Annotated in this window: 18 protein-coding genes; 4 read left to right on the plus strand and 14 right to left on the minus strand. The window is 69.3% G+C overall.

Annotation, left to right across the window (positions count from 1 at the left end; genetic code table 11):
• Nucleotides 1–569: 569 nt before the first annotated feature.
• The 9 genes from ACESM1_RS28820 to ACESM1_RS28860 form a co-directional block, all read right to left on the minus strand.
• On the minus strand, nt 570–1970 hold the full coding sequence (locus ACESM1_RS28820; protein ID WP_372624684.1) for a tyrosine-type recombinase/integrase: 1401 nt from the start codon (nt 1968–1970) through the stop codon (nt 570–572).
• Nucleotides 1971–2573: 603 nt separating this feature from the next.
• A complete protein-coding gene (locus ACESM1_RS28825; protein WP_372624667.1) occupies nt 2574–2750 on the minus strand; it encodes a hypothetical protein in 177 nt (58 codons plus the stop codon).
• An 88-nt stretch (nt 2751–2838) separates the two neighbouring features.
• Nucleotides 2839–3225, minus strand: coding sequence for a RidA family protein (locus ACESM1_RS28830; protein ID WP_372624668.1), 387 nt, complete (start codon nt 3223–3225; stop codon nt 2839–2841).
• Nucleotides 3226–3286: 61 nt separating this feature from the next.
• Nucleotides 3287–3997 carry a carboxymuconolactone decarboxylase family protein gene (locus ACESM1_RS28835; protein WP_372624669.1) on the minus strand — a complete coding sequence of 237 codons (711 nt, stop codon included), beginning with the start codon at nt 3995–3997 and terminating at the stop codon, nt 3287–3289.
• Nucleotides 3994–4461 (minus strand): RidA family protein, encoded by a 468-nt coding sequence (locus tag ACESM1_RS28840; protein WP_372624670.1) that lies wholly within the window; start codon nt 4459–4461, stop codon nt 3994–3996. Before ACESM1_RS28840 ends, ACESM1_RS28835 begins: the two co-directional genes overlap by 4 nt.
• The gene (locus ACESM1_RS28845) at nt 4461–5213 is read right to left on the minus strand and encodes an arylmalonate decarboxylase (RefSeq protein ID WP_372624671.1); all 753 of its coding nucleotides are present in this window, start codon (nt 5211–5213) and stop codon (nt 4461–4463) included. Before ACESM1_RS28845 ends, ACESM1_RS28840 begins: the two co-directional genes overlap by 1 nt.
• A 9-nt stretch (nt 5214–5222) precedes the next feature.
• Nucleotides 5223–6233: a Bug family tripartite tricarboxylate transporter substrate binding protein gene (locus ACESM1_RS28850; RefSeq protein WP_372624672.1), complete on the minus strand. Its 1011-nt coding sequence runs from the start codon at nt 6231–6233 to the stop codon at nt 5223–5225.
• Complete coding sequence (locus ACESM1_RS28855) at nt 6230–7726, minus strand: tripartite tricarboxylate transporter permease (protein ID WP_372624673.1); 1497 nt, start codon at nt 7724–7726, stop codon at nt 6230–6232. The genes ACESM1_RS28850 and ACESM1_RS28855 overlap by 4 nt, the downstream gene beginning before the upstream one ends.
• Nucleotides 7727–7730: 4 nt before the next feature.
• A complete protein-coding gene (locus ACESM1_RS28860; RefSeq protein WP_372624674.1) occupies nt 7731–8207 on the minus strand; it encodes a tripartite tricarboxylate transporter TctB family protein in 477 nt (158 codons plus the stop codon).
• A 150-nt stretch (nt 8208–8357) separates the two neighbouring features.
• Here ACESM1_RS28860 and ACESM1_RS28865 point away from each other — a divergent pair, with 150 nt between their 5' ends.
• Genes ACESM1_RS28865 through ACESM1_RS28875 form a run of 3 tightly spaced genes read left to right on the plus strand, consistent with a single transcriptional unit; the run spans nt 8358 to nt 11118 of the window.
• Nucleotides 8358–10370, plus strand: a complete 2013-nt coding sequence (locus ACESM1_RS28865; protein ID WP_372624675.1) for an FAD-dependent oxidoreductase — start codon at nt 8358–8360, stop codon at nt 10368–10370.
• 28 nt (nt 10371–10398) lie between these two features.
• The gene (locus tag ACESM1_RS28870; RefSeq protein ID WP_372624676.1) at nt 10399–10821 is read left to right on the plus strand and encodes a GlcG/HbpS family heme-binding protein; all 423 of its coding nucleotides are present in this window, start codon (nt 10399–10401) and stop codon (nt 10819–10821) included.
• A 24-nt stretch (nt 10822–10845) separates the two neighbouring features.
• Nucleotides 10846–11118 carry a hypothetical protein gene (locus tag ACESM1_RS28875; protein ID WP_372624677.1) on the plus strand — a complete coding sequence of 91 codons (273 nt, stop codon included), beginning with the start codon at nt 10846–10848 and terminating at the stop codon, nt 11116–11118.
• 159 nt (nt 11119–11277) lie between these two features.
• Here the strand turns inward: ACESM1_RS28875 and ACESM1_RS28880 are convergent, their stop codons facing one another.
• Genes ACESM1_RS28880 through ACESM1_RS28890 form a run of 3 tightly spaced genes read right to left on the minus strand, consistent with a single transcriptional unit; the run spans nt 11278 to nt 13471 of the window.
• Nucleotides 11278–11661 (minus strand): hypothetical protein, encoded by a 384-nt coding sequence (locus ACESM1_RS28880; RefSeq protein ID WP_372624678.1) that lies wholly within the window; start codon nt 11659–11661, stop codon nt 11278–11280.
• Nucleotides 11658–12983 carry a recombinase family protein gene (locus ACESM1_RS28885; protein ID WP_372624679.1) on the minus strand — a complete coding sequence of 442 codons (1326 nt, stop codon included), beginning with the start codon at nt 12981–12983 and terminating at the stop codon, nt 11658–11660. Before ACESM1_RS28885 ends, ACESM1_RS28880 begins: the two co-directional genes overlap by 4 nt.
• Nucleotides 12980–13471 (minus strand): DUF2924 domain-containing protein, encoded by a 492-nt coding sequence (locus ACESM1_RS28890; RefSeq protein WP_372624680.1) that lies wholly within the window; start codon nt 13469–13471, stop codon nt 12980–12982. The genes ACESM1_RS28885 and ACESM1_RS28890 overlap by 4 nt, the downstream gene beginning before the upstream one ends.
• A gap of 367 nt (nt 13472–13838) precedes the next feature.
• Here ACESM1_RS28890 and ACESM1_RS28895 point away from each other — a divergent pair, with 367 nt between their 5' ends.
• Nucleotides 13839–15125 (plus strand): uracil-DNA glycosylase, encoded by a 1287-nt coding sequence (locus tag ACESM1_RS28895; protein WP_372624681.1) that lies wholly within the window; start codon nt 13839–13841, stop codon nt 15123–15125.
• Nucleotides 15126–15159: 34 nt separating this feature from the next.
• On the opposite strand, the gene ACESM1_RS28900 is transcribed toward ACESM1_RS28895, so the two are convergent.
• Both ACESM1_RS28900 and ACESM1_RS28905 read right to left on the minus strand, forming a co-directional pair.
• Complete coding sequence (locus tag ACESM1_RS28900) at nt 15160–15618, minus strand: thermonuclease family protein (RefSeq protein WP_372624682.1); 459 nt, start codon at nt 15616–15618, stop codon at nt 15160–15162.
• Nucleotides 15619–15659: 41 nt separating this feature from the next.
• A partial coding sequence (locus tag ACESM1_RS28905) for a helix-turn-helix transcriptional regulator (RefSeq protein ID WP_372624683.1) occupies nt 15660–16700 on the minus strand: 1041 nt, incomplete at its 5' end.

Consider the following 16700-nt stretch of genomic DNA (forward strand, 5'->3'; position numbering starts at 1 on the left):
ACGCCATCGGCAACCTCCTTGACCGCTTCAGCCCCGAAGAATGCACCGACTACCTGCGACACTGCGGCTATGCACAGTCAGGCCAATAATGGTCTAGGCGCCACGCCACCCCTTCAAGGTAGTCTGAAACCCAATCCGGTAGCGGCTCCCGGTGCCCAACCCTGGTCCACTTGTCCTCACTCGCCAGCCGGGCGGCTTCACCTCTTCGAAGGATCAGCTCCCAAATGGCAAGAGGGTTTCCGTGCGCTTCCCAGTCGGTCCGCGCGCGGTGCTCCGAAAGCGCGTAAAGCTCCCTTGCTGCATCTCCCCACGACTCCGGCTCATCTGTGCGTTGAGCCCCCACGCCCGGCTCAAGCTTGTCGGCCTCACTCATTGGTGCTGCGCCTCCGATGCGCGCTCCGAACGGGAGTCGGCGCGGCAACCCGTGTCGGAGGCCCGGGCGTTCGGCGGCCAAACCTAGCCGCGCCTTTCGTATCCTAGTCGAAACCGCTGGCCCGTGTCGCGCCTAACGGCACTTCCGGCGCTATCGGCATCGGCATGGACCGGCCGATGCGCCCGCGGCGGTCGTGTCAGCCGGCCTTGCGCACTCGCCCCTTCGCGGCAGCCGTGCCCGTACAATGCGCTGCCCAATCGCGCATGAGGGGCACGCGCCGGTCGAACAGGTCGGAGCGGCGATAGGCGCCTGACACCTTGTTCGCCACCTCATGCGCGAGCGCCTTCTCCGCAGCCTCGCGTTCCTCGGGGCGGGTGTCGTCAACCCAGGTCGAGAATGTCGCGCGGAAGCCATGCGGCACCGCCTCGCGACCGTCAGCGTCGCGCCACGGTGCGGGCGCATCCTCCGGGCGATCCGCGTTCATGCGGCGCATGACGGCGGAAAGCGCCATGTCGGAAAGCGGCGTCGTGCGCTTCGCGCTCGGGAAGATCAGCGCCTCGCGCCGCAGCGCGGCGAGCCGCGGGAGGTCGGCAATCGTCGCGGTGGTGCCGGTCGCGGCGGCATAGGCGCGGGCGAGGGTGTCCAGCGCGGCATCCGAGAGCGGCACGCGATGCGGCATCACCTCGGCCGATTTCTTCCCCTTCATCGCCTCGCCCGGAACCGTCAGGGTCGGCGTTCCGTCGAATGACAGCCAGGACCACCGCGCATTGCGAACCTCGCCCGAGCGCAGCGCCGTCAGCACGACAAGCCGCAGCGCCAGCGCGCCAAGGCCCGGCATCTTGTCGAGCGCCTTCACGAAGGCCGGCAGCTTCGCCCAGGGCAGGGAAGGTTGCTTGCGACCACCGGGCAGCGGCGGCAGGCCCGCATGGCGCAGCATCCGCGCATCCGCCGGGTTGTCGTTCGCGCGCCAGCCATGTGCGGCGGCGTAGCGCAGCACAGTGGCGATGCGGCGCAGCACCTTCCGCCCGATGGACGGGGCGGAGGTCCACACGGCGTCAATCGCCTCCCGCACCTTCGCGCGGTCTATCTCGGCAACGGGGAGGTCCCCGAGTGTCGGATAGGCGTGCTTCTCAAGCGACGCCTTCCACAACAGCGCCGTGCGCTTGTTCTTCCAGCCCGGTTCCTCGGCCTTAATGCAGAGCGCGGCAACGGCGCGGAAGGTGCGGGCCTCAGCGGCGGCCTCGGCCTTGCGGTTGGCCTGTTGCTCGCGCGCGCTGCGCTGGCGTTCCTCGATAGGGTCGCGGCCATCGTCCAGCAACGCTCGGGCGGCCTTGGCGCGCTTGCGGGCTTCGGCCAGCGTCACCCCGGCCGGCGGCTCGCCCACCGGCCCCAGGCCCATCTCCCGCGCCTTGCCGTGCAGTGTGTAGCGGAACAGCCAGGATTTCGTGTCGCGCTTCTCTCCGGCGCGCTCGGCACCAGGCGCGACTTGCAGATACAGCCCGTCGCCATCCCCGAACCGCACCGGCCGCTTCCCCTTCGCGGGGTCGTGCCGGAGGTTCTTCACCTCTACTGCCGAGAGCTTCCCCATCGTCGCCACCCCCAAGGCTTACCCCCATCCTTACCCCCATCCGTCATGGGGGTAGAGGTAGATGGGGGTAGACGGGTGTAGAGTCTCGATCTCGCAATAAGCAAGGAAAAAGCTGGCGTATGGCACGGGTGTAGACGGAGGTAGATCGGTCGTTGGCGTCCGTACGGGACGCCACCTCTCCTGGTTACAAACCCTCTCCCGTAGGCGGGCCGGCGCCGTGAGGCGCAGGTTTTCCGCGGGTTTCGCGCGCGGACTGGCGGATACACCGGCGGAACGAAGCCCGGAAATCCCTCTCTTTGGCCCCGGCTTCTCCGAACCTGGCGACTTTGGCGATTTACCCGCCAGGCTGAAAGCCGCGGAAAACCTCGGGTTTTTTTGGCCGAAAGGTGGCGGAGTTCGAGAAAGCCATGGGGGAGGAACGAGAACAGCTGCCAACTTTTGATCGGAAAGCCATAGGCCAGGGTTGCGCACAGCGCCCCTCCCCCACCAGCGGAGCCGGAGGCAGCGCCGCCGGATCGGGCGCCATGTGCGCGCCACCGTGCACAACTCGATGCGGGTCGGTCACACAAGCAGAGATGCACTGGCCCCGGTCTCAGGCGTGCCGGTTCGTGGTCAGACCAACCAGACATCCGCCTCCGTTAGCGCCGGCGCACCGGTGAGGTTGGTGAGCCGCACCGCGCCGGCGCCACCGATTCCCTCCGCGTCGTAGAACAGCGCGCCAAGCGAGGTGTTGTAGATCACCTGCGGCACCCCGGCGGCCGAGGTCGTCGCGTTCGACGCATGCGCCACCAAGTTCGCCGGCAGCGGTGGCCGTCGGATCGAGACTATCCGACGCGACCGCTGATCACGCTCGACGAAAGCCGCCTGAACCGTGGCGCTAGACCGACAAGCGCGCGATGCACTTGATCTCGACGATCAGGCCCGGGCGCGATAATTCGCTGACGCCAATTGCGGTCCAGGGCGGCGTGTGACCCTGCATAAAGCGGTCGCGCACCTGCTTGTAGAGTGCAAGGTGTCGCCGCAGTTCCACATGGAAGGTCGTTACATCAACGATGTCGCTTACCGTGCAGCCCGCGGCATTGATGATCGTCACTACGTTCTGCCAGGCGCGCGTCATCTGTCCCTCAAGGTTTTCGATGACCCGCATCTCGTTGTCCCGGCCCAATTGGCCCGCCACGAAAAGGAAACCATTGGCAACCAGCCCGGGCGCGTAGCCGGATTGCGGGACGAAATGCGCCATGCCTGCGGGGATGACAGGTTTCATGAAAGCTCCTCCTTGCGCCGAGCAGGGCAAGCGGGTTGGGTGGCGAACCCGGATGACGAGGTCACATCCCGTCGAAGCCGCGCTGCTCCGCGGCGGCAGCCCCCCAGAGCGCAAAGGCCGGCGAGGCGGGCAGTTCGCCGCGCGCGATCATCCCCTGCCAGACGCCGCAGGCATCGACGAAGTTTGGAATGCTGCCCGGGAACATCGCATAGGAAATCGCCTCTGCCAGCTCGATTTCCGGCACGCCCGCGGCGTAGGCGCCGCGGATGTGCTCGGCGAGTTCCCACCAGGCCTTGCGGGTGGTGTGGATGGCCGCGAGCGCCATCTCGATCCAGCCCCGCGGCACGCCGGCATCGGCGGTGAGCCCGGCGAGCGCGGCGCGGTAGGCCCGCGTGCGGTCATAGGCCGGCAGGTGGCGCTGCCACTTGTCGGCGGCAAAGGCGAAGCGCTGCGCACCCTCGGCGAAGGCAGCAAGCCGCACCGCGAGTTCGATCTCGGCATCGGTGCCGCCGGCAGCGCGGAACTTGGCGATATGGTGGGTGGCGATCGCCTCATCGCACGCGACGAGCACACCAAGCCAGACGAATTCCTTCGGCCGCTCGTGCAGGCTGCGTGGCGTGAGCGTCAGCGCGGTGTAGGTGGCGTCGTAGCCGGCCAGCACCGAGGGTGCGGCGATGGCGAGCAAGCCGTGATGCGGCAGCAGGTAGCCGCGCTTGGCACGGACTTCCGCAAGGCGCCGCGCGACGTCCTCGGCGTCGGGCGCGGCGCTCATGGCGTGACCTCGAACAGGGCCTCGATCTCCACTGGAATATCGGCGTAGAGCTCGGCGACGCCGATGGCGGAGCGGGTGTGGCGCCCGGCCTCGCCGAACACCTCCACCATCAGGTCGGAGAAGCCGTGCAGGACGTCCGACGGCGTGTTGAAGCCGGGCGCGCAGTTGATGAAGCCGACCACGCGGACCACGCGCACCACCGGATCGAGCGTGCCGAGATAGGTGCGCAGCGTGGACAGGCAGCAGAGGCCGGTCAGCCGCGCCGCCTCCCGCCCCTGTTCGATGGACAGCTCGCGGCCTAGCTTGCCGCTGACTATCGGCACGTTGCCCGGGCCAAGGGGACCGTGGCCGGCCATGTAGACATGGATGCCGGAGCGCAGCGCGCGCACCCGGTTCGCCTCGTCCCGAAAGGGCGGCGGCAGCGTGACGCCGAGCGCCGCCAGGCGGTCCTCGTTGCTCGGCATCAGCACTCCTCCAGCAGCCGGCCGCAGCCGGCGATGCGATCCGCGATGCCCTGCGTGCGCAGCGCGTGCCAATAGGTGGCCGCGTTGATCGCGATGACCGGCTTGCCGAGCCACGCCTCGGCCTGCGCGGCAAGGCGCATCATCGGCAAATTGGCGCCGAACTGGATGATCGCGCGCGTCTCCGGCCGGTTCACCTCGCTGATTGCCGCGCGCAACGTGGCGAGCGGCGTGCGGCCGATGCCGGTGGGCGAGGGCCGTTGCAGGTGCCGCGCCGCGGCGACCTCGCAGCCGATCTCGCCGAGGTAATTGACGAGGTGGCTGTGCGCCACCGGGAAATACGGCGTCACCAGCCCGATCGGACCGCTGACGCCGAGCGCGGCGAGTGCCGCCGGCAGCGCATCGGCCGCCTGGGTGAAGGGCAGGCCGCCGGTGATGCGGTCCACCCGGTCGCGGATCGCCCGCGCCGCGGCCATGCCGCCGCCCCAGATGCTCTCGGCCGAGATGCCGAGCACGATGCGGTCGGGCTCGGCGGTCATCACCCGCTCCAGCGCCGCTTCCATCGCGGCGTCGATGCGGCGGATCAGCTCGTCGAAATCCGCATCGCTGTTGAGCGGGTCGTTCGGGATGTGCATCCGCGCGACGTGGTTGGTCACGCCGCGCGGCCGCATCTCGTCGTATTCCGGCTGCACCACCGTGTTGGTGGAGGGCGTCACCACGCCGAAGTTGCAGCGCCAGCCGAGCACATCGGGCATCGTCCTGCCCTAGCGCTGGGCGCGGCGGGCCTGGAAGGCGCGCTCGGCCTCCGCCATGCGGGTGACTTCCGCCATCACCTTCTCCGGCGTGTCGAGCGAGGGATCGGGCATGGCGCCGAGGCCGCGGAATTCCTGCACCAGCTCGGGGTCGGCGACGGCGGCGCGGAAGCCGGCGGCGATCCAGGCCTTGCGGTCTGCCGGCACTGCCTTCGGCACCGCGATCCAGCGGCTGACGCCCCAGTTCACGTCGTCGCGGCCGGTGACGCTGTTCACCGTCGGCGTGCCGGGGACGAACGGCGTCTCGCGCCGCCCGGTGACGCCCACCGGCACAATGCGGTTCGCGGCCAGATGGCCGCGGATCTCGCCGAAGAAGCCGAAGGCGAGGTCCACGTTGTTGCCGAGCAGCGCGGTGATGCCCGGCGCGCCGCCCTGGAAGGGTACGCGCAGGAAGCGGCCGCCGGCCGCCTCCTCGAGCTGGTCGATCAGGTATTCGTAGTAGCCGCCGGGCACGTTCGCCACGCGGATGGTGCCCGGCCGCGCCTTCACAGCATCCAGCACGCCACGCAGGCCGCCCGACTTGAACTGGCCCTCGGCGTTCACCACCAGGTTCAGCGGCTCGGCGTTCAGATGCGCGATGTGGTCGAGGTCGGTCCAGCTCCAGCGGCCCTGCGAGCGGATCGCGTCGGAGAAGATCAGGTTGGCTACGATGCCGACCGCGTGCCCATCCGCCGGCGCCTGCGTCGCGAGCCAGGTATGGCCGACCAGCCCGGCGCCGCCGGTGCGGTTGTTGACGAAGGAGCGCTCGCCGGTGGCGCGCTCGAAGAATTTCTGGACGACGCGGCCGGTGATGTCCATGCCGCCGCCAGCGGGATAGACGACGACGAGCTCGATCGGCTGGCTCGGGAAGCCGGCGGGCTTGAGCTGCGCGAGGCGCGCGGCGGCATCCTGCGCCCAGGCGGCGGAGGGCGTGGCGAAGGGCAGCAGGGCGGCCCCGGCGACGAGGCTGCGGCGTGTGGTCATGTCGTTTCTCCCACGAGTTTCGAGGTTCGGCCCTTGAAGGCCACGAGTGCGAGCGCCACGGCGGCAAGCGCAAGGAGCACCACCGCGATCGGACGCTCGAGGAAGATCAGCGCGCCATCCGGGGACATCACCATGGACTGGCGCAGCGACTGCTCCAGCAGCGGTGCGAGGACGAAGGCCAGCACCAGCGGCGCCAGCTCATAGCCGAGCTTGCGCAGGAACCAGCCCGCCACGCCGAAGCCGAGCATGACCCAGAGGTCGAAGAAGCTGCGGTTCGACGCATAGGTGCCGACCAGCGCCAGCAGCAGGATGGAGGGGAACAGCACCGCGTAGGGCACGCGCAGCAGCTGCACCCAGAGCCCGACCAGCGGCAGATTCAGCAGCAGCAGGAAGACGTTGCCGACATAGAGGCTGGCCACGACGCCCCAGAACACGTCGGCGCGGTCCACGATCATCATCGGCCCCGGCTGCACGCCGTTGATGATCAGCGCCCCCATCAGCAGCGCGGTGACCGCGTTGCCGGGGATGCCGAGCGAGAGCAGCGGGATCATGCCGGAGGAGACAGCGGCGTTGTTCGCCGCCTCCGGCCCCGCCACGCCTTCGATGCGGCCCTTGCCGAAGGTCTCCGGGTTCTTCCCGACCCGGCGCTCCATCGCATAGGACAGGAAGGAGGCGGTGACCGGGCCGCCGCCGGGCACCAGCCCCACGGCGAAGCCCAGGCCGCTGCCGCGCAGCGTCGGCGCCCAGGCTGCCCGCCAATCCGCGGCCTTCGGCCAGACGCCGAAGAAGGGCGCCTTCACCCGCATGCCGCGCGCCGCCTGCTCGACATTGGCGAGGATCTCGGACACGCCGAACAGGCCGATCACCACGGCCAGCAGGTCGATCCCGCCGGCGAGCTCGATGGTGCCGAAGGTGAAGCGGAACTCGCCGGTGACGATATCCATCCCGATCGCGGCGAGTGCCGCGCCGAGGCCGATCATCACCATGCCCTTCAGCGCCGAGCCCTGGATCATCAGGACGGTGCAGACCAGGCCGAGCGCCATCAGCGCGCAGTATTCCGGCGGGCCGAGGCGGATGGCGAACTCGCTGAGCATCGGCGCCGCGAAGGTCAGAATCACGACGCCGACGGTGCCCGCCACGAAGGAGGACAATGCGGCGGCGGCGAGCGCCGGCCCGGCGCGGCCCTGCTTCGCCATCGCATGGCCGTCGAGGCAGGTGACGACGGAGGCCGCCTCGCCGGGGATGTTGACCAGGATCGAGGTGATCGAGCCGCCATACATCGCGCCGTAGAAGATCGCGCAGAGCATCGCCACCGCGGCGACCGGCGGCAGCGAGAGCGTGGCCGGCAACAGCAGCGCCAGGGCGGCAAGCGGACCGATGCCCGGCAGCACGCCGATCAGCGTACCGACCAGGCTGCCGATGAAGATGAACTGGATGTTCTGCCAGGTCAGGATGACGGCGAAGCCGCCGAGCAGCGCCTCCACCGCCTCCATGCGCTCAGAACCCGAGCGGCCCGCGCGGCAGCGGCGTGCCGAGCAGTACCGCGAACAGCACATGGATGAGCGCAGCCGCCGTCCCGCCCGAGGCCACCGCAGCAATCCAGGAGGAGCCCGGCGCGATGAGGCGGTACAGCAGCGGCAGCCCGACGAGGCCCGACAGCGCGAAGCCGAGATGCGGCACGGCGAGGATCATCAGCGTGACGACAAGGATCAGCGTGATGGCGCGGCGTGGCGCGCCGGCATCCGGCCAGAAGGTCGCCGCCCGCTCCTCGCCCGGCGCGGCGGCGCCGCCGGTGACGACATGGCGCAGCAGCAGCGCCGCCCCGCCGCCGGCGACCAGCAGCCCCGCCAGCAGCGGAAACAGCCCAGATCCAGGACCGCCGGGACCGGCAACGCCGAGCGACGCGGACACCCAGCACAAGGCAAGGCCGAGCAGGAGCCAGAACAGACTTACCGCGAAGTCAATACGAGCCATGGATCCCCGGATGCCGTTTCTCCCGAAGGCAGCATCGCCGCGCGCGGCCGCCATGTCCAGGACCTTGTCCGGACAGATGCAGGCATCTAGGCTCCAACCCAGGACGAGGATGGCTGGGCGGATGGACGGCGGCAGCATGACGAGCCGGGCATGGTGAGCCTGGGCGCGACCAGCGAGGTCTCACGCATCCGCGATCACGCGCCATTTCCGCTTCTTTTCTCCCCGGTCGCTATCGGCCCGGCGGTGTCGCGCAACCGCGTGATGCGCGTGGCGACGACGAGCAACCTCGCCGAACAGAACCGCGTGGGCGATAGGATGCTCGCCTTCTATCGCATGGCGGCCGAGGGCGGCGCGGGCGTGGTGGTGAGCGAAGCGGCACGCGTGCATCCCGCCGATGCGGTGACGCCGGCCGCCATCCCGCTGTTCGACCGCGGCCCGGTGCCGAGCCTGCGCCGGCTGACGGAAGCGGTGCACAAAGCGGGCGCGCTGTTCCTGTTCCAGCTCAACCATGGCGGCCGGCAGCATCTCGGCCGCCGCGTCGGCACGCTCCTCGCCGCCTCCGAACTGGCCTGCCCGCGGTCCGGCGGCGTGCCGCACGCGCTGACGACGCGCGAGGTGGAGCAGATGGTGGAGTGCTTCGTCACCGCCGCCGTGCATGCGATGGAAGCCGGCGCCGACGGCGTGGAGGTGCATGGCGCGCAGGGCCATCTCATCGGGCAGTTCGTCTCGCCCTACACCAACCGGCGCGACGACCGCTATGGCGGCAGCCTGGAGAACCGGCTGCGCTTCCCGACCGAGATCCTGGCCGGCGTGCGCCGCCGCATCGGCGACCGTGCCATCGTCGGCTATCGCCTGGCGGTGGAGGAGTTCACCGCAGGCGGCATCGACACCGCGCAGGCCGCCGAGATCGCCGTGCTGCTGGCGCGCGCAGGGCTCTGCGACTACGTCTCGCTGAGCCAGGGCAACTTCAACACCATCGACACCCACCTGCCGGATCGTCACTGGCCGCAGGCCGCATACCGTGACATCCAGGCGGAGGTGAAGCGCGCCGTCGGCGACGGCATGGTGGTGGTGCAGTCCACCCGCGTGCAGACACCTGACCAGGCCGAGGCCATCCTCGCCGCCGGCGAGGGCGACATGATCGGGCTTTGCCGCGCGCTGATCGTCGATCCCGAATGGCCCGCGAAGGCGCAGTCCGGGCGGGCGCAGGAGATCCGCCGCTGCATCGCCTGCAACCAGTGCTGGGACTGGATCTCGAGCGCCGAGCCGATCGGCTGCTCGACCAATCCGCTGGCGGGGCGGGAACACCATTTCGGCCGGCTGCGCCCGGCGGTCATGCCGGGCAAGGTGCTCGTCGTGGGCGGCGGGCCGGCCGGGATGGAGGCGGCGCGCATCGCCGCGCAGCGCGGCCATCGCGTGATCCTCATCGAGCGCGCGGGGCAGCTCGGCGGGCGCTTCCTGGCCGCCAGCCACTTCCCGACCGGCGGCGAGCTGCGCCACCTGCCGATGTTCCAGGAAGCTGCGCTGCGCCGGCTCGGCATCGAGCTGCGCCTCGGGGTCGAGGCGACGCTGCCGATGCTGCTCGCCGAGGCGCCCCATGCGGTGATCCTGGCCACCGGCGCGCAGCCGGTGGTGCCGCCGATCGAGGATGACGGCACCGTGCCGGCGATCGCGGCTGCCAGCGTCGGCGAGGTCGCGCGGCTGCGCGGCCTGTCGGCGCGGCGCGTCGTGCTGATGGACGAGGATGGCTATTACTGGGCGGCGGCCGTGGCGGAGGCGGCGGCGGCGCAGCTTGCCGCGGCGGGTGGGCGGCTGATCGTCGCGACGCGCTTCTTCGAGGCGTTCCGCGAATTGCCGATGGTCTCGCGCATCGCCACGCTGCGCGAACTGGACAAGGCCGGGACCGAATACCGCACCTCGATGGCGCCGGTGCGGATCGATCGCGGCGCGATCGTTCTCCGCCACTACCTGACCGGCCGCGAGGAGCGGATCGAGGCGGCGGACGCGCTGCTCTGGATCGGCGCGTCGAAGGCCCGCAACGGGCTGTTCGCCGGGCTGAAGGCGGCCGGCATCGAACGCACGCATCTGATCGGCGACGCCTTCGCACCGCGCCGCGTGGCCCCGGCCCTGGTCGAGGCGCAGACCGTGGCGCGCGCGATCTGAACACCGGCAGGAGGCCACGAGGGGACGCATGAGCATCGTCAAGCGCAGCATCGACGGCGCAACCGCGCAGCGCATGATCGACGCCGCCATCGCGAAGTCACGCGAGTTGAAGAAGGCGAACTGCATCGCGATCGTGAACGAGGCCGGGCAGCTCAAGGCGTTCCACGCCATGGATGGCGCGCCGCACCTCGCCATCCAGATTGCGCAGGACAAGGCCTATACCGCCTCATCCTTCGGCATTCCGACGCATAGCTGGTGGGACTTCATCAAGGGCGACCCGCCGCTGCTGCACGGCATCGTGCACACGCCGCGCCTCGTCATCTTCGGCGGCGGCTATCCCGTGATGGAGGAAGGCCAGATGATCGGTGCCATCGGCGTGTCGGGGGGACACTACTCCGATGACATGGAGGTAGCGCGCGCCGCGCTGGAGGCTGTCGGCGCGCCAGTGTAGCGCGCTTTGTTTACAAGCGCGGTGGTGGCTGCCACCGCGGTAGCCCGCCGGGATACTATCACTTGGATCCGGCGCACCCGTGTCCTCTCGGCCTGGGCGGACGGCACCAACGTGCCGCTGGGCGGAGCCGCCGAGCGATACGAGATCGACATCCGCAACGCCACGAACACCGCGACGCTGCGCACCATTGCCGTTACCAGCCCCGTCGCGACCTACACCGCCGCCGAGCAGACTGCTGACTCCGGCATGACGCAGACCGCCGTGGCGATTGCGACAGTCCATCGGCCAGTTCGGTGACTTGAGGCGACGCCTCAAGGGACCGGGATCGCTCTCGCACGTGCCTCGGCATAAGGCCTTCCGTGCCTCGGTTCGGTGACGGAGACGACGAAGGCAAGCAGCGACTTCAGGGCTGCGCCACGGACAGCAAAGTTTATGCGGCTCACAGGCGTCAACGGGTTATTGGAAGGCGTGATGCTGCTCCAACCACGCATCAGGGATTGCGCTAGCGGGCCGCAGGCTGAGCGCGTTCCTGCCGTCCAGCACCGCCTCCACCAGATCCGGCGCGAGTAACGTCAGGTTCAGCACCCGCCCGACATAGGCGCGGTCGACGCCCTCCGCGACGGCGAGTTCGCGGATCGACCCATACCGCCCCTCCTCCAGCATCCGCCGCCACCGGAACGCCCGCGCCAGCGCCTTCACCAGCGCCGGGTCGCCCCGCGTCTCCGCTACCCCGGCCACATCGCCGCCGACCTGGATCTGCGCCCCGTCCGGCCCGATGATCTGCTTCCGCCCCGCGCGGCGCCGGATCGTCATCGGCACCACCACCGTCACGCTCGTCATGCGGCGATCGCCTCCTTCGCCGCCATGTCCCGCGCCAGCCCGGCGAGCCCCTCCAGGTTCAGCCGGATCTGCGCGCCGGCCTCGGTGAGGTCCACGCGCTCGACCAGCAGCCGCACGATCCGCTCCTGCTCGCCGGGGAACAGCTCGTCCCACAGCGGATCCAGCCGTCCGAGCGCCTCACGGACCTCGTCTTCGGTCAGGTCGGGCGCCTCTGCCCGAGCCGCGCGCCAGGTGCCGACCACCACCTCCGGCTGGCGCAGCAACGCGCGGACCTGCGCCATCACCAGCCCTTCAATCTCACCTGCCGGGAGGCGCCGGTGCGGGGCGTCATTGGCGCCGCCCTGCAGGACCGCCTGGCTGACGTAGTAGCGGTAGAGCCGTCCGCCCTTCCGGGTGTGGGTCGGCGACATCGCCCGCCCGTCTGGTCCGAACAGCAGACCGCGCAGCAGCGCCGTGGCGGTGGCGCGGGACTTCGACGCGCGCTCCCGAGGGCTTTCACCAAGGATCGCGTGCACCCGGTCCCACAGGTCGCGCGGGACGATGGCCGCGTGCTCGCCGGGATAGGATGTTCCCTTGTGCACCGCCTCGCCGATGTACACGCGGTTCATCAGCAGCTTGTAGAGCGCCCCTTTGTCGAAGGGTCTGCCGGTCTTCGTCAGCAGGCCCTCTGCCTGCAGGATCGGCAGCAGCCGCGAGCCGGAGCCGATCTCCGCGAACCCCTCGAACACGCGCCGCACCGTCGCGGCGGCGCGCTCGTCCACCAGCAGCTTGCGGTTCTCGACGCGGTAGCCCAGCGGCACCGGCCCGCCCATCCACATGCCGCGCGCGCGCGAGGCGGCGATCTTGTCGCGCACTCTCTCGCCGATCAGTTCGCGTTCATACTGCGCAAAACTGAGCAGCATGTTCAGCGTCAGCCGTCCCATGCTCGTCGTCGTGTTCAGCGACTGCGTGATCGCCACGAAGGTGACGTCGTACGCCTCGAAGGTCTCGACCAGCTTGGCGAAGTCCATCAGCGATCGGGACAGGCGATCCACTTTATAGACCAACACAACGTCCACGAGGCCAGCCTCGATATCGGCCAGAAGCCGCTTCAGCGCGGGGCGATCGAGGGTGCCGCCGCTGACCCCGCCATCATCGTAGCGGTCGTGCACCAGGACCCAGCCCTCGGAGCGCTGCGAGGCGATATAGGCCTCACACGCCGCGCGCTGCGCCTCGAGCGCGTTGAACTCCTTGTCCAGGCCCTCGTCCGTGGACTTTCGGGTGTAGACGGCGCAGCGAAGCTTGCGGACTTTCGCCGGTATGGCGGCATCGCGGCGGGTCATGCGCCGGCCTTCCGCATGCCGAAGAAGGTCCAGCCGTTCCAGCGCGTGCCGGTGATGGCGCGCGCGATAGCCGAGAGCGACTGATATGGGCGCCCCTGCCATTCGTAGCCGTCGCGCGTGACGGTGACGACGTGCTCGACGCCCTTCCACTCCCGCAGCAGCCGCGTGCCGGCGATCGGGCGCTGGTCGTGGCGGATTCGGCGGAGAGTGATGCTGCGGCCGTCGATCTGCTCGCCGAGCGCCTCGAGGCGTTCCAGCGTCTCGCGCTTCAGGCCGCCGTAGGCGAGTTCCTGCGTTCTGTAGCTGAGGCGGCTCTCGAGGAAGCGCCGGTTGTAGGGCGGCGGCTCCGTGCCGAAGAGCCGGCGCCACTCGGCCTTCAGTTCGCCGATCGGCATGCCGGGCAACGCGGCGAGCCGCGCGGGCACGTCCTGCTTCGGGATAGCGCTGATTGTCATCATGGTGGTGGTGATCGGCTTCGCGCGTCTCATGCGACTCCCTTTCTCCTGGGGTTCGCACGAAGGCGCTGGCCGGGGACGGTGTGTAGTCGAACCGCGCTCTCGCTGTCGGCTGCGCGCGCGGCTTCCTCGGCAGCGCGGCTGCGGAGCCGCAGGAACCCGCGGGCCAGCAGGTCACAGACCTCGGCCAGATGGGGCGGGAGATGGGGGTTGGGTGTCGGTGTCGATCGGCTGGGCGTCATCGCGCCGCGACCATTTACTGACTGCGCAGTGCGGCGAAACAGCGAAGACGCGGCGCGCGAAGGCGAGCGACGAAGAAAGCAGCGGAGCGAAATCGCGAAATCTACGATGCCCCTGCACGCGGCAACGATATGCTCAGCGAATCGGAGCCCTGGGCTCCATGGCGGAGACAGCTCGCGGGGAACGCATGCCGGCTGCTCGGGGACTGGAGTTCATCGTTGGTAGAGTCCTGGCCGAGGCCGTCAAGCGGACGCCGCCCGACCACTACGTGATCTGGACAGGGCATACTTATCCATCGTGGCAGGTGTCGCTGCGTTCGCGCGCCCTGGCCCAGATCCGGGAAGTTGGCGTGCCCGTGCCGCTGCGGGAGTTGCTTCATCGCGCAGCGCGCATTGAAGGCGAGCTGGGCTTGGATCCCGCCATCGTCCGCAGTGGGGTCCGGCTTCACCAGGATGCAAAGCCAGCCGTCTATCTTCTGGTCGAGCGCAATCGCGTCGGCGACTACACGGCTGTCACTGACATCCCATACGCCGGGCCGGCGTTTCGGCGGATTCCGAAGGGCGGCGTCGTTCTGGATCGTGCCGGTCGGTTGTTCGTGGAGAATTTGAAGGCGGGAGCCTCGCCACAGCCGACAACGGCACAAACGGTGCTGCGCGAGGAGGAGGTGTTGCCCCATCCGTCTCTTCGCCAGCCGCCGCTCGGTTTGGCAGGTCGCGCAGCTTCGGGTCCGCCGGGTGGCCGAGCGCAGGAGCCGCAGCAGAAGCACGCCGCGGCGACGACCTTCCCGCCGAGCACAGTCGAGCCACCGCGCAGGGGGAACGCGGACCAGCTCCGGACCTTACGGGAAGAAGACTTGGCGATGGACCGGCCGCGGGCACTGCGCGACACTGGTGCCCGCATGCGGCGGCGCGCAATGTTGGCATTGCCGCACATGCAGCCCCTGGCTGCGTATGCAGAGCGGCTCCGCACCGCGAAGCCGGGCACGGAGGTGCCAGACTTCGATCCGCTCGACGGGGGCGTCAACGCGCGCGTCCTCTTCCTGTTCGAGAAGCCTGGCCCAATGGCTGGCTCCTCAGGCTTTATCAGCCGGAACAATGATGACCGAACAGCCGAGGCCACCTTCCAGTTCATGCTCGCCGCTGGTGTCCCGCGCGAGGCGACGTGCATCTGGAACGTGGTGCCGTGGTGGAATGGCACGCGGCAGGTATCACTGCCCGAGCTTCAGGAAGGCGCTGCACGTGCAATAGAACTCACGGACCTGCTGGCCGAGCTGCGTGTGGTTGTCCTTGTTGGTCTTCGAGCCGGGAGGGTCGAGCGCGAACTACGACAGCGCGGGCTTGCGGTGCTCTCGTCGTATCATCCGTCGCCGATCAATCGAGCGGCCGCGCCGGCGAAGTGGAACGCAATCCCTGCTGAGTGGGCGAACGCGAAGCAGTACCTGCGCTAGGTTTGGCTGCGCGTCTCCCATCCGCGCCGGCAGCTCACCGACGCCGAGCCGCGCGCCACTCCCAGGGTGTGTCGAGGCCGCCTGACCAGACGCCCAGACCGGCCAGCCTCGCCATCTCCTCGGTCGGCATGTACGCCTGCCCGAAGCGCGGATGGGCCATCGCCATCCCGTCAGCCACCATCCGTCGGCCGACATCGACGCCTCCGGCCTCGCACAGGGCGACGAGCCGCTGGTAGCGGTCGCGACGGCGCGCGGTGCAGGTGACCTCCGCGGTGCCGACCGCCTGGGTCAACGCCATCGCGGCTCGTCGGCCGCAGGGCCACGCCGCCCCGGCCGCATCCGTGCAGCGCTGCCGAGCCTCCGGCGCGTCGATCCCGCTCAGCCGGATGCGCTGGCCGCCCACCTCGAGCGTGTCACCGTCGATCACGCGCGCCGACCCTTGCAGCACGATCGGCTCCGCCAGTCTCGTATGCCCCGGCAGGGGCAGCAGCACTATCGCGGTCAGCGCGGCGACCGCCCCGATGACCGTCCTCCTCACAGCCGGCGCGCCGCCCAGATCACACGCCCGATGATGCTGACCTCCTCGGCGATCCGCTCGTAGGTCTGGTAATCCGGGTTGACCGACTTGATGACGACGGTGGCGGGCTCGGAGTTCGGGATGTGCTCGACGCGCTTGGCGACCACGCCCATGCCGTCCCAGATGACGAAGATGCCCGGCGGCACCGGCACGCGCTGGCTGGTGTCGACCAGGATGCGATCGCCGGAATGCAGCAGCGGCTCCATCGAGTCGCCGTCAATGGTGATCACCCGCAGATCCTCTGGCCGGGCGCGGAACTCGTGGCGGATCATCGCCTCCGAGAACATCCAGGTCGCCTTCGCATCCTCCAGGCCCTCGTTCAGCGCACCCGGCCCGGCAGATGCGCGGACATCCAGTTCAGCAATCGCCGCGAAGCCGTCCATCAAGGCGCGAGCACGTCGGCGTGGCGGTGTTACATCGGGTGACTCCAGAACAGCAGGAAGGCGCACGTCGCGCTCTGGCGGCGGACGCAGCTCCGAATCCGGCACGCCCAGCAGGGTGGCCAACGCTTCGCGTGCGTCTTCCGGTAGCACCTTCGGCGTGCCGCGGGTGATGTACTGGTGGAGGTAGGCGGCGTTGCGGCCGATGGCGATGGAGGCGTTCTTCAGGTCGGTGCCGCGTTCCTGGATCAGCTTCATGACCCGTAGGCGGGTCGGATCGAGGTCCATGGGGGCTAACTCCTTGCGGCGGTTCGATAGGTAATAGCCGATTTTTTGTATTTGACCAGCATCAATCTGCTCGGCATTCCTATCGCCAGCCATGCGAACACTTAGTGAACAGTTCCTCGCCGAAGTGGAAGCCTTCCTCGCCGCCACACGGATGAAGCCGACCGACTTCGGCCGCGAATCGGTGGGTGATCCGAGCTTCGTGACGCGACTCCGCCAGGGCCGCTCCCCGAGCCTAGAGCGGTTTCCGAGCTGAATGAATCGAAGGGGATTCCCCGGCGCGGGGCGGATCTGATTCAAGCTGTCTGTCGGCGAGGAGGCCGACAGGCATGT

The sequence above is a fragment of the Falsiroseomonas sp. genome, assembly GCF_041690465.1.
In the GTDB taxonomy this organism is placed as follows: Bacteria; Pseudomonadota; Alphaproteobacteria; order Acetobacterales; family Acetobacteraceae; genus Falsiroseomonas.

Excerpts from the sequence above, each read along its gene's own strand:
- ACESM1_RS28830 (WP_372624668.1), bottom strand. The coding sequence starts at position 3,225 with ATGAAACCTGTCATCCCCGCAGGCATGGCGCATTTCGTCCCGCAATCC.
- ACESM1_RS28835 (WP_372624669.1), bottom strand. The coding sequence starts at position 3,997 with ATGAGCGCCGCGCCCGACGCCGAGGACGTCGCGCGGCGCCTTGCGGAA.
- ACESM1_RS28840 (WP_372624670.1), bottom strand. The coding sequence starts at position 4,461 with ATGCCGAGCAACGAGGACCGCCTGGCGGCGCTCGGCGTCACGCTGCCG.
- ACESM1_RS28845 (WP_372624671.1), bottom strand. The coding sequence starts at position 5,213 with ATGCCCGATGTGCTCGGCTGGCGCTGCAACTTCGGCGTGGTGACGCCC.
- ACESM1_RS28850 (WP_372624672.1), bottom strand. The coding sequence starts at position 6,233 with ATGACCACACGCCGCAGCCTCGTCGCCGGGGCCGCCCTGCTGCCCTTC.
- ACESM1_RS28855 (WP_372624673.1), bottom strand. The coding sequence starts at position 7,726 with ATGGAGGCGGTGGAGGCGCTGCTCGGCGGCTTCGCCGTCATCCTGACC.
- ACESM1_RS28860 (WP_372624674.1), bottom strand. The coding sequence starts at position 8,207 with ATGGCTCGTATTGACTTCGCGGTAAGTCTGTTCTGGCTCCTGCTCGGC.
- ACESM1_RS28865 (WP_372624675.1), top strand. The coding sequence starts at position 8,358 with ATGGTGAGCCTGGGCGCGACCAGCGAGGTCTCACGCATCCGCGATCAC.
- ACESM1_RS28870 (WP_372624676.1), top strand. The coding sequence starts at position 10,399 with ATGAGCATCGTCAAGCGCAGCATCGACGGCGCAACCGCGCAGCGCATG.
- ACESM1_RS28880 (WP_372624678.1), bottom strand. The coding sequence starts at position 11,661 with ATGACGAGCGTGACGGTGGTGGTGCCGATGACGATCCGGCGCCGCGCG.
- ACESM1_RS28885 (WP_372624679.1), bottom strand. The coding sequence starts at position 12,983 with ATGACCCGCCGCGATGCCGCCATACCGGCGAAAGTCCGCAAGCTTCGC.
- ACESM1_RS28890 (WP_372624680.1), bottom strand. The coding sequence starts at position 13,471 with ATGAGACGCGCGAAGCCGATCACCACCACCATGATGACAATCAGCGCT.
- ACESM1_RS28895 (WP_372624681.1), top strand. The coding sequence starts at position 13,839 with ATGGCGGAGACAGCTCGCGGGGAACGCATGCCGGCTGCTCGGGGACTG.